Annotated in this window: 10 protein-coding genes; all 10 read right to left on the reverse strand. The window is 69.9% G+C overall.

The genetic code is table 11. From position 1 onward, the window contains the following. A complete protein-coding gene (locus tag JNK84_RS22565) occupies positions 1-873 on the reverse strand; it encodes an NAD(P)-dependent oxidoreductase (protein WP_293428465.1) in 873 nt (290 codons plus the stop codon). 11 nt (positions 874-884) lie between these two features. Then, complete coding sequence (locus JNK84_RS22570) at positions 885-1,280, reverse strand: carboxymuconolactone decarboxylase family protein (protein ID WP_293428467.1); 396 nt, start codon at positions 1,278-1,280, stop codon at positions 885-887. A gap of 59 nt (positions 1,281-1,339) precedes the next feature. Beyond that, positions 1,340-2,905 (reverse strand): DHA2 family efflux MFS transporter permease subunit, encoded by a 1,566-nt coding sequence (locus JNK84_RS22575; protein WP_293428469.1) that lies wholly within the window; start codon positions 2,903-2,905, stop codon positions 1,340-1,342. Then, positions 2,902-4,113 carry an HlyD family secretion protein gene (locus JNK84_RS22580; RefSeq protein WP_293428471.1) on the reverse strand — a complete coding sequence of 404 codons (1,212 nt, stop codon included), beginning with the start codon at positions 4,111-4,113 and terminating at the stop codon, positions 2,902-2,904. The genes JNK84_RS22575 and JNK84_RS22580 overlap by 4 nt, the downstream gene beginning before the upstream one ends. Positions 4,114-4,175: 62 nt before the next feature. Continuing rightward, positions 4,176-5,609, reverse strand: a complete 1,434-nt coding sequence (locus JNK84_RS22585) for an amidase (protein WP_293428473.1) — start codon at positions 5,607-5,609, stop codon at positions 4,176-4,178. A 3-nt stretch (positions 5,610-5,612) separates the two neighbouring features. Next, positions 5,613-6,479: an amidohydrolase family protein gene (locus tag JNK84_RS22590; protein ID WP_293428475.1), complete on the reverse strand. Its 867-nt coding sequence runs from the start codon at positions 6,477-6,479 to the stop codon at positions 5,613-5,615. Next, positions 6,476-7,993 (reverse strand): tripartite tricarboxylate transporter permease, encoded by a 1,518-nt coding sequence (locus JNK84_RS22595; RefSeq protein ID WP_293428476.1) that lies wholly within the window; start codon positions 7,991-7,993, stop codon positions 6,476-6,478. Before JNK84_RS22595 ends, JNK84_RS22590 begins: the two co-directional genes overlap by 4 nt. Positions 7,994-8,003: 10 nt before the next feature. After that, positions 8,004-8,480: a tripartite tricarboxylate transporter TctB family protein gene (locus JNK84_RS22600; protein WP_293428477.1), complete on the reverse strand. Its 477-nt coding sequence runs from the start codon at positions 8,478-8,480 to the stop codon at positions 8,004-8,006. Between the two features lie 40 nt (positions 8,481-8,520). Beyond that, positions 8,521-9,495, reverse strand: a complete 975-nt coding sequence (locus tag JNK84_RS22605; protein WP_293428478.1) for a Bug family tripartite tricarboxylate transporter substrate binding protein — start codon at positions 9,493-9,495, stop codon at positions 8,521-8,523. Between the two features lie 126 nt (positions 9,496-9,621). Next, positions 9,622-10,749 carry a Gfo/Idh/MocA family protein gene (locus JNK84_RS22610; protein ID WP_293428479.1) on the reverse strand — a complete coding sequence of 376 codons (1,128 nt, stop codon included), beginning with the start codon at positions 10,747-10,749 and terminating at the stop codon, positions 9,622-9,624. Positions 10,750-10,908: the final 159 nt, after the last annotated feature.

A 10,908-nucleotide genomic window follows, 5' to 3' on the forward strand; every position in this document is an offset into this window, starting at 1 on the left:
TCAGGTCCGTGCCGTCGCCTTGAAGCCGAGCAGGCGGATGATCTCGGTGTGGTTGGCGCCGGCGCCCAGCGCGCCCGCCGCCTCGGCCCAGCGGCGCGCCGTCTCCGCCGCGAGGCCGCCGCGCGTGGCGGTCCGATCGGCGAGGCCGGCGGCGATCGCGACGTCCTTTGCCATCAGCCGCAGCGCGAAGCCGTCGTCGTGCGTGCCGGACAGCACGAAGGGCTTCAGCTTGTTCTCGGTGGTGTTGTTGCGTCCCGTCGACGCGTTGAGGATGTCGACCAACCGCTCCGGCTCGATCCCGAAGCGCTGGGCGATGGTCAGCGCCTCGCCCGCAGCAAGCAGCCCCGCCGCGGAGACGAAGTTGTTGAGCGCCTTGACCGCCTGGCCCGCGCCGAGCCCGCCGCAGCGGAAGATGCGCGCGCCCATCGCCGCCAGGACCGGCTCGCATCGTGCGACGATCTCGTCGTCGCCGCCGACCATGATGGTGAGCGACTTCGCCCTGGCGCCCTTCACGCCGCCCGACACGGGCGCATCGATCATCGCGACCCCGTGCCGCGCCAGCGCGCGCCCGATCTCGATCGTCGCCGCCGGCTCGCCCGAGGTCATGTCGATCGCGACCGTGCCGCGGCGCCATGGCAGGCCGGGCGCGAGAAGCGCGGCACGAACGTCGGCGCTGGCCGGCAGGATCGTGATCGTCAGCTCCGCGTCCTCGGTCGCCTCGGCCACCCCGCGTGCGGCGGTGCCGCCGGCCGCGACGAAGGCCGCGACCGCCTCGGCGCGCAGATCGAAACCGCGCACGGCATGGCCGGCGGCGACGAGATGGCCCGCCATGGGCAGCCCCATGTTGCCCAGGCCGATGAAGCCGATGCGCATGGCGGCGACGGTCAGGCCTTGGCCGCGGGCAGCTTGCCGAGCTCGGTCAGCACCTCGCGTGCCGAGCGGAACGCGTCGATCGCCGCCGGGACGCCGCAGTAGATCGCGGTCTGCAGCAGCACCTCGCGGATCTCCTCGACCGTGCAGCCGTTGTTGACGGCGCCGCGCAGGTGGAGCTTCAGCTCGTGCGGCCGGTTCAGCGCCGTCAGCATCGCCAGATTGATCAGGCTGCGCGTGCGCGGCGGCAGCTCGGGCCGCGTCCACACCTCGCCCCAGCAATAGCTCGTGACGAGCTCCTGCAGCGGCAGGTTGAAGGCGTCGGCCGAGGCGATGGACTTGTTCACGTAGTCCTCGCCGAGCACGGCCTTTCGCATCCGCAGGCCCTTGTCGAAGGTCTCGCTCGTCATGGCGTCGGCTCCGGAATCATGGTCTGACGGCCAAGCCAGACACGATGCCGGCATGCCGATCAAGTGCGGCGCGCGGCCGGCCGGGGGCGCTCCATGATCACGATCAGGGCGATCATCGCCCCGACGAGCAGGCTGAGGAGCAGGAAGATGTCGGCGAAGCTCATCACCAGCGCCTCGCGGCGGACGAGTTCGCCCAGGCGCTTGAGAGCGATCGAGTTCCCGTCCACCCCCTGGTCTCCGAAGCGCGCCGCCATCCCGGCAAGCGTCTCGACCGCGACCCCGCGCCCCCAGCCCACCTGCTCGCGCAGGCGCACGAGATGCAGGTCGAGGCGCTGGTTGAGGACCGTGTTGATCAGCGCGAGGCCGAGCGCGCCGCCGAGATTGCGCATCAGGTTGTAGAGGCCGGCGGCGTTCTTGAGCCGGTCGACCGGCAGCGTGCCCAGCGCCAGGTTGTTGATCGGGATCATGCAGAACATCAGCGAGCAGCCGCGCAGGATCTGCGGCACGAGCAGCTCCCGGAAGTCCCAGTCCTTCGTGATGTCGGTCAGCAGGAAGGTGCTTGCCGAGAAGAGCGAGAATCCGAAGAGCAGCATGGCGCGCGGGTCCATGCGCGCGACCAGTCGGCTGGCGATCGGCGCGGTCAGGAACATGAACGCGCCGGTCACGAACATCGTCTCGCCGATCTGCAGCGGCGTGAAGCCGCGGATGCGGGCGAGATAGAGCGGATAGAGGTAGGTGAGCCCGAACAGGCCGGCGCCCATCACCACCGAGTAGAGGGAGCCGAGCGCGAAGTTCCGGTTGGCGAAGGCGCGCAGGTCGACGATCGGCACCTCGGCGCGGAAGGCGCGCCAGAAGAAGAGCAGTCCGGTGGCGGCGCTCGCCGCGGCGACCGAGCACAGCGTGTCGTCGGCGAACCAGTCCTTCGACGGCCCCTCCTCGAGCACGTACTCCATCGTTCCCAGGAAGCCGGCCATGGCGAACAGCCCGGACCAGTCGGTCTTGCGGAACAGCCCCCAGTTCGGCTGGTCGTAGTCGATCAGCGTCCAGGCCGCGATGGTCACGCCGATGCCCGGCACGAGATTGACGTAGAACAGCCAGTGCCAGGAGAACGCGTCGGTGAGCAGGCCGCCGACGGTCGGGCCGATCGTCGGCGCGAGCGGCACCACCAGGCCCATCATCGGCATCACGATGTGCCGCTTCGACAGCGGGAACATCGCGAAGGATGCCGCGAAGGTGGTCGGGATCATGCCGCCGCCGATGAAGCCCTGCAGCGCGCGGAAGACGACCATCTCCTCGATCGACGTCGCCATGCCGCAGAGCACGCTCGCGGCGGTGAAGCCGGCCGCCGAGATCGTGAACAGGATCCGCGTCGACAGGATCCGCGCCAGGAACCCCGACAGCGGGATCATGATCACCTCGGCGATGAGGTAGCTGGTCTGCACGTAGGCGATCTCGTCGCTGCTTGCCGACAGCCCGGCCTGGATCTCGACCAGCGAGGCGGAGACGATCTGGATGTCCAGGATCGCCATGAACATCCCGAAGATCATCGCCAGGAAGGCGACGAGCCGGCGCGGATCGACGCGGTCCTCGGTGGACGCGCCGCCGGCCGCGCGCGCCGGGCTCATCGCGCCGGGGACGCGGCCAGGGCGCCCTCCGCCGCGCGGGTCTCGACGCGCACGACGACCGACAGGCCGGGGCGCAGCAGTCCCGTCGCGACCGCCTCGGGCGCGACGGCGATGCGCACGGGCACGCGCTGCACGATCTTGGTGAAGTTGCCGGTCGCGTTCTCGGGCGGCAGGAGGCTGAACACCGCACCGGAGGCGGGCGAGAAGCTCTCGACCCGGCCCTCGATCGGCCGGTCGGGCAGCGCATCGACCGCGAGGCGCACGCGCTGGCCGACCTGCAGCCGCGCGAGCTGCGTCTCCTTGAAGTTCGCCTCGACCCAGATGCGGTCCAGCGGCACGAGCGCCGCGAGGCGCGCACCCGGCTGCACGAAGTCGCCCGCCTGCACCGCCTTGTTGCCGATCACGCCGTCGAAGGGCGCCTTGACGAGCGTGAAGCCGAGATCGCGTTCGGCGCGCGCCAGCGTGGTCTCGAGCTCGGCGACCAGCTTGCGACCCTCCTCGCGCTGCGCGACCGCGACCTCGACATTGGCCTGGGCGGCGACCAGCGCCGCCTCGGCCCAGGCGACGGCGGCGATCGCGCGCTCGCGCTCGGCGCGCGCCTGGTCGAGGCGGCTGCGACTGGCGAAGTCGCTCGCCGCGAGCGCGCTGAAGCGCTGGAAGTCTGACTGCGCGCGCGATGCCTCGGCCCGGGCGCCCGCGATCTGCGTCGCGGCCTGCGCCGCGCCGGCCTGCGCGGCCTCGACCTGCCGGCCGAGCCGCAGCTGCGCCGCGCGCTGGGTCTCGACCCGGTTGCGCGCCGCCTCGACGGCCAGGCGAAAGTCGCCGTCGTCGAGCCGCGCGATGACGTCGCCGGCGCGGACCCGGTCGCCGTTGCGCACGTCCATCGCCGCCACATAGCCGCTGATCTTGGTGGCGACCGTCGTGACCTCGGCACGGACATAGGCGTCGTCCGTGACGACCAGGAAGCGGCCGTCGACCCACCAGTCCCAGCCCCAGCGTCCGGCAACGGCCAGGGCGAGCAGCACGACGGCCGCGAGCACGAACCGCGCGAATCCGCGCTTACGCGGCGGGGCCGGTGCCGGGCCCGCGGCGGGGGCGAGCGGCGTGTCGCGCGTCACCGGCGGCACCACGGCCGGCGGCGCCGCAGGTGACGGCGGAGCTGTCGGGGCCGAGATCGCCGGCGCGTCGTCGGGTCGGGGGCGCTTCACGCCGGCAGACTAGCGCAACGCCCCGCGCGGCACCGCTCCGGCCGTCGGAAGCCTGCCTTGCGTCAGGCGGCGAGCTTGGCGAGATCGGGCAGCGGCCGGCGCAAGGCCGGGTCGCTCGCCATCGCCTGCTCGAGCGCGAGGGCGATGGACAGCACCTTGGCGTCCCCGCCATACGGGCCGACGATCTGCAGATGCATCGGGGTCCCCGTCGGCTCGAGGCCGCAGGGGATGGTGATCGCGGGATGGCCGGTGAGCGTCACGCCGTAGGCCATCGACAGCCAGTGGAAATACGTGCGCATCCTCACGCCGTCGACCTCCTCGGCGTAGAGCTGCTCGATCGGGAACGGCGGGATCGTGACCGCGGGGCAGATCAGCACGTCGTGGGCGCGGAAATACTCCTGGAATCCCCGGAAGATCCGCGTCTGGCGGGCGTGCGCCTTGGCGACATCGACCGCGGAATAGCCGAGCCCCTGCTCGACATTGGCCACGATGTTCGGCCCGAGCAGATGCCGGCGCGTGCGGTAGTTCTCGAGCTGGCTCGCCAGGAAGTTCTGGGCGCGGATGACCTCGAACGTCTCGTCGGCCTCGGCCATGTCCGGATCGGCCCAGGCGCATTCCCTGAACCAGCCGCCGATGCGCTTGACGCGATCCGCGAAGGCGGCACGGATGCGCGCGTCGACGATCGCGAAGCCGAGATCGGTCGAGACCGCGAGGCGCAGGCTGCCGAGGTCAGCAGGCGCCGGCGGTCGCAGCAACGCCGGATCGATCCCGTGGAAATGCGGGTCGGCGCCGTCGGAGCGGACCTGGGCCGCCAGCAGCAGCGCCGCATCGGCGACGTTGCGCCCCATCGGTCCCTGGACCGAGATGTTGGTCCAGCCGAGCGGCCGCCGCTCCGTCGGCACCACGCCGGGCGAGACCCGGAAGCCGACGATGCCGCAGAAAGCGGCGGGCGTGCGCAGCGAGCCGCCGGTGTCCGAACCGGTGCAGATCGGCAGCATCGAGGCCGCGAGCGCCACGGCCGAGCCGCCCGACGAGCCGCCGCAGATCCGCGCGGTGTCGAAGGGATTTCGCGTCGGGCCGTAGACCGGGTTGTTGGTGTTGGCGCCGGCGCCGAACTCCGGAACATTGGTCTTGCCGACGACGATCGCGCCCGCGGCACGGCAGGCCGCGACCATGCGCTCGTCCTTGGCCGGGACGTGGTCCTTGTAGATCGGCGAGCCCCAGGTCGTGCGCAGCCCCTCGGTCTCGTTCAGGTCCTTCACGCCGAGCGGCAACCCCTCCAGGAGGCCCAGCGCCTCGCCGCGCCGGACCTTCGCCTCCGCCGCCGCGGCCTCGGCCCGCGCGCGATCCCAGCAGGTCGCCGTCACCGCGTTGAGCCGGGGATTGACCCTGGCGATCCGCGCCTCGCAGGACGCGAGCAGCTCGACCGGCGAGATCTGCTTGGCGCCGATGAGCCGCCGCAGCTCGACGGCGGTCAGGTCGCAGAGTTCCGTCATGGTTCAGAGTCCCTTCGACTTCGGGTCGTGCCACCAGTGCGCGAACGGGTTGGAATGGAGGATGCGCTCGATCGTCTCGTTCGACACCGGCGGAAGACCCGAATGGCCGATGACCCGGTTGACGTCGCGCAGGCCCTGGATCGATTCCTCGACCTCCGAGAACGGGAAGTCGGTACCCCAGAAGATCTTGTCGCGATGCGCGATCGTGTACTCCTCGGCGGTCTTGAGGATGTTCCAGAACTGCCACGGCCGGTAGAACAGCGCCGAGACCTCGCAGTACACGTTGGGCTGCTTGCGCGCGACGATGATGCATTCCTCGAACCAGGGATGGCCCATGTGCGCCATCACCATCTTCAGGTCCGGGTGCCTTCGGGCGACGTCGTCGACGTAGATCGCGCGGCCGTATTCCGCGACCGAGTTCGCCGCGAAGGTCGTGCCCATGTGCATCGTCAGCGGCAGGTCGTGCTTCACCAGGTAGCGGTAGATCGGCTCCATGCGCGGGTCGTTGAGCGACACGCCGTTGTAGATCGGCCCGAACTTCACGCCCTTGAGCCCGAGGTCCTCGATCGCGTGGACGAGCAGGTCCATGCAGTCCGGCATGCGCGGATCGATGCAGGCGAAGCCGACGAACTTGTCGGGATGCTTCGCCACGGCCGCAGCCGTGACCTCGTCGTCGCCGTCGATGCCGGCGGCGTCCCTGTAGCGCAGCGAGAAGATGATCGCCTTGTCGACCTTGGCCATCGCCCGGTGCAGCGTCTCGGCGTCGGCCTTGATGCCGACCGAGCCGGGGCGCGCGAAGCGCGTCTGCTCGCGGAACATCTCCGTGCAGTGGCGGTCTTCCCAGATGTTGACGTGGCAATCGACGATCATGCGGCGGCCCTCAGCCTCATCGCGCGCCAGCCGAGCCAGGCAAACGGCGCAATCCAGATCACGAGCGTGAGCGCGCCGAGCGTCCCGCCGATCGGGCGCTCGAACAGCCCCGCGACGTTGCCGCCGACCTTGATCATCGACAGCAGGAAGTTCTCCTCGATCATCTTGCCGAGCACGAGGCCGAGGATAGCCGGCGAAGTCGGTATGCCGTTCTCCTCGAACAGGTAGCCGATGATCCCCATCACCAGCATCACGCCGACATTGAACAGCGAGTTCTCGATCGCGAAGGAACCGACCACGCAGAACAGCAGGATGACGGGCATCAGCACCTCGCGCGGCACCGACAGGATTCGGCGAGACGCCTTGATCATCGCCCAGCCGAACGGGATCATCAGCAGATTGGCGAGGAAGAAGACGATGAACAGGGCGTAGACGAGCTCCTGGCTCTTGATGAAGACCGTCGGCCCCGGGTTCATGCCCTTCATGTAGAGGACGCCGATCACGATCGCCGTGATCGAATCGCCGGGGATGCCGAAGACGAGTGCCGGCACCCAGGCGCCGCCGAGCGCCGAGTTGTTGGCTGCGCCGGCATCGACGAGGCCCTCGACATGGCCGGTGCCGAACTTCTCCGGCTCCTTCGAGAATTTCTTCGAGACCGCGTAGCTGATCCACGCCGCGATGTCGGCGCCCGCGCCGGGCAGCGCGCCGATCAGCACGCCGATCACGTTGCCGCGGAAGTTGTTGACCGGATAGCGCTTGAACAGGTCCCACTGGCCACGGAACACCGAGCCGATCTTCTGCGTGACGACCTCGACCCGCCCGTAGTTGGCGGTGACGTTGCGGATCAGCTCGGGAATCGCGAAGAAGCCGACCAGCGCCGGGACCAGGTCCACGCCGCCGGAAAGGCTGATGCTGCCGAAGGTGTAGCGCGGCGTGCCGTGCACGACGTCGATGCCGATCTGCGCCACGCCGAGGCCGAAGCACAGCGAGATGACGCCCTTCAACGGATCGCCGCGCGACACGAACACGGCGCAGGTCAACCCCAGGCAGGCGAGCCAGAAATACTCGAAGGTCGAGAACTTGAGGGCGAACTCGGCCAGCGACGGCGCCGTGAGCACCAGGGCGGCCGATCCGAACAGGCCGCCGATCACCGAGAACACGAGGCAGGCGCCGAGGGCGAGCTCGGACTGCCCCTTCTTCGTCATCTCGTAGGCCTCGTCCGTGTAGGCGGCCGAGGCCGGCGTTCCCGGGATGCGCAGCAGCACGCCCGGCACGTCGCCGGAGAAGATCGCCATCGCGGTCGCCGCGATGATGGCGCCGATCGCCGGCACGGGATCCATGAAGAAGGTGACCGGCACGAGCAGCGCCGTCGCCATCGTGGCCGTGAGGCCCGGGATCGCGCCGAAGAACAGCCCGTAGAAAGATGCCAGGAAGATGATCAGGAGCGTCGTCGGCTCGAAGACGAGGCCGAGCGCCTTCATAAGGTTGGCGGTGTTGACCAGCCCCTCGAACATGGCGCGCGCCTCAGAAGAGCTTGAAATAGGGGACGATGCCCCAGGGCAGCGGCACCAGCAGGACCTGGACGAAGAACTGGTGGATCACGAAGCTCGAGGCGACGGCGACCGCGAGCGCGACGAACGGATGCCCCCATAGCAGCCAGATCAGCCCCCAAAGCAGGACCGGCGCCACGACGAGGAAGCCGAGCTCTTCGGAGAACAGCAGGTAGGCGAGCAGGAAGCCGAACACGCTGGCGCCCTGGAGCACCAGCCGCGGCTTCGAGAACCAAGGATCGAGCTCGATCCAGGGATGCGCGGCGCGATTGACCAGTCCCTTGACGATCAGGCCGATGGCCGCGACCGCCATCACCGACGCGACGATCGTGGGAAAGAAGCCCGGGCCGAACTTCTGGCCCTGCGGCGTGTGGAATCCCTGGGTGAGCGCGATCATCCCCAGGGCGAGCGCGAGGAAGATCGCGCCCAGGATCGCATCGTTGAAGCGCATGGCGATGGGGGCGAGCCGTGGCGGCCCGCCCCCGTCCCCGTCACTTCGCGAGGCCGACCGCGACGATCGTCTCCGCGAGCGACTTCTCGTGGCCCTTCATGAACTCCAGCGTCTGCGCCGAGTTCATCCACTTCAGGCCGAAATTGCGCTGCTTCATGCCGTCCTGGAATTCCTGCGACTTCCAGATCTTCTCGAGCGTCGTCTCGAGCGTCTTCACGATGTCCGCCGGCAGGCCCTTGGGGCCGGCCACCAGACGGAACGCGCCGCCCTCGTGATCGATCCCGACCGCCTCCTTGGAGGTCGGCACGTTCTGGAACGGCGCGCCCTGGCGGCCGTTGGCGATCACCATCAGCGGCCGCAGCTTGCCCGCCTCGATCAGCGCCTTCGCCTCCGGCAGCGACGCCATCACCATGTCGAGGCCGCCCGAGGCGAGGTCCTGCAGGCTCGGCGCGGCGCCCGCGGCCGGCACCATCACCGGCTTCTTCACGTCGATGCCGTACTTGATGAACAGCTCGGCGTTCGGAATGTGCCACGAGCCGCCGCACGCGCCGCCGCAGCCGATCTTGTACTTGCCGCCATCCGCCTTCAGCGCGTCGTAGGCGTCCTTGCCCGTCTTGAACGGCGAGGTGTCGGCCACGATGAGGGCCGAGGGATCGACGTTGTAGAGCGCGATCGGCGTGTAGAGCGTGTAGTTGATGTCGGCTTGGCCGAGCATCTTCCACTGATAGTAGTTGTAGACGATGCCGAGCGTGTACCCGTCGGGGCGCGCCGTCGCGATCTGGGTGTGGCCGACGATGCCGCCGCCCTGGCCGTTGTTGACGATGTTGAAGGGCTGCTTGAGCTCGTCCTGCAGCTGCTTGGCGAGCAGCCGCGCGGTCCCGTCGGTGCCGCCGCCGGCGCCCGCCGGGACGATGATCGTCACCGGGCGCTCCGGCCACGCCGCCTCGGCGCCGCCGACCAGGGCGAGCGCCGCAAGGGCCACACCACCGAGAATTGCCGTCGTCGTCTTGCGCATTTGTTCCTCCCCACGAGTTCCGACCGGCGGCGGCCTCCCGCGAGGCGCCGCGACGTCGACCCGATTATGGCAAGGCGCCGCGCGAAAGCCAGCCGCGCTTCGCCACCCGAAACGCGACGCGCGCGGTCAGGCGTCGAGCCGCCAGCCGTCGACCGCGACGACGCGTCGCTCGCGCACCGATTGTTCGGCCGCGAGTCCGACCGCGACCGCGCGCAGCCCGTCCTCCATCGTGACGTCGATCGCGCCGCCGTCGAGCACCGCGCGGCGGAAGCCGAGGTGCTGGAAATAGGTCGACCCGTGATGGTCGCCGAGCTTGAGCACGGCCTCGTCGACATGGACCGGCCGGCGCTCCGGTCGCTTGGCCGCGCGCGGCGACAGCTCGATCTCGGCGACGCGCTCCGCGCCGCCCGGCCAGAACCTCGCGGGGCCCGGGATGAAGCACTCGACGCGGCCGCCGTCGCCCGTCGCCGCGATGATCTCCTGCCAGTAGGCGCCGTCCGCGAACATGCAAAGGTCGAGCATGGCGCGGATGCCCGAGCGGAAGTCGACGACGACATAGGCGTTGTCGAGGATGTCCGGCACGGCGCCGTCGTAGCGTTCGTCGCGATGGTTCACGTCGGCGGCACCCGAGGCGTAGACGCGCACCGGCTCGTCCTGCGCGATCAGGCGCATCAGGTCGAAGAAGTGGCAGCACTTCTCGACGAGCGTGCCGCCCGTGCGGCGCGCGAAGCGGTTCCAGTCGCCGACCTTGGCGAGGAACGGGTAGCGGTGCTCGCGGATCGACAGCATGCGCAGGCGGCCGACATCGCCGCCGGCGACATGCGCGCGCAGGGCCGCGACGGGCGGCATGTAGCGATACTCCATCGCGACCCACACCGGTGCGCGATGCGCCGCGGCCGCCGCGGCGAGCGGCGCGCAATCCTCGATCCGGGTGCAGACCGGCTTCTCGACGATCACCGGCAACGCGCGCGGCGCCGCGAAGACGTCGGCGAGGATCGCGGCATGCGTGTCGTTGGGGCTCGCGATCACCAGGGCATCGACGAGGCCGCCGCGCAGCAGCGCGCGATGATCCTCGAACACGGCCGGCGCCGCGCCGAACAGATCCTGCGCGAGCCGCGCGCTCGCGGCGCGCGAGCCCGCATCGGGATCGCTCAGCGCGACCACGCGCGAGCCCGGGATGATCGCGAGATTGCGCATGTGCTCGCCGCCCATCATTCCGGCGCCGACAAGGCCGTAGCGAAGCGGTTCGGTCATGGCTCGGGCTTCCTCGCGTCTCGGGACGGGATGGCGCGCCCGCGGGCCGGACCCGCGTCGCGGGGGCGGGCGACACGTCCCCGGCGGGGGCCCCGGATCGATAGGCGGCAAGCCGCCGCGATGCAATGAGCGGTTCTCAGGAGCGGCGCGCAGCGACTA

This window comes from Phreatobacter sp., assembly GCF_016793595.1.
In the GTDB taxonomy this organism is placed as follows: domain Bacteria; phylum Pseudomonadota; class Alphaproteobacteria; order Rhizobiales; family Phreatobacteraceae; genus Phreatobacter.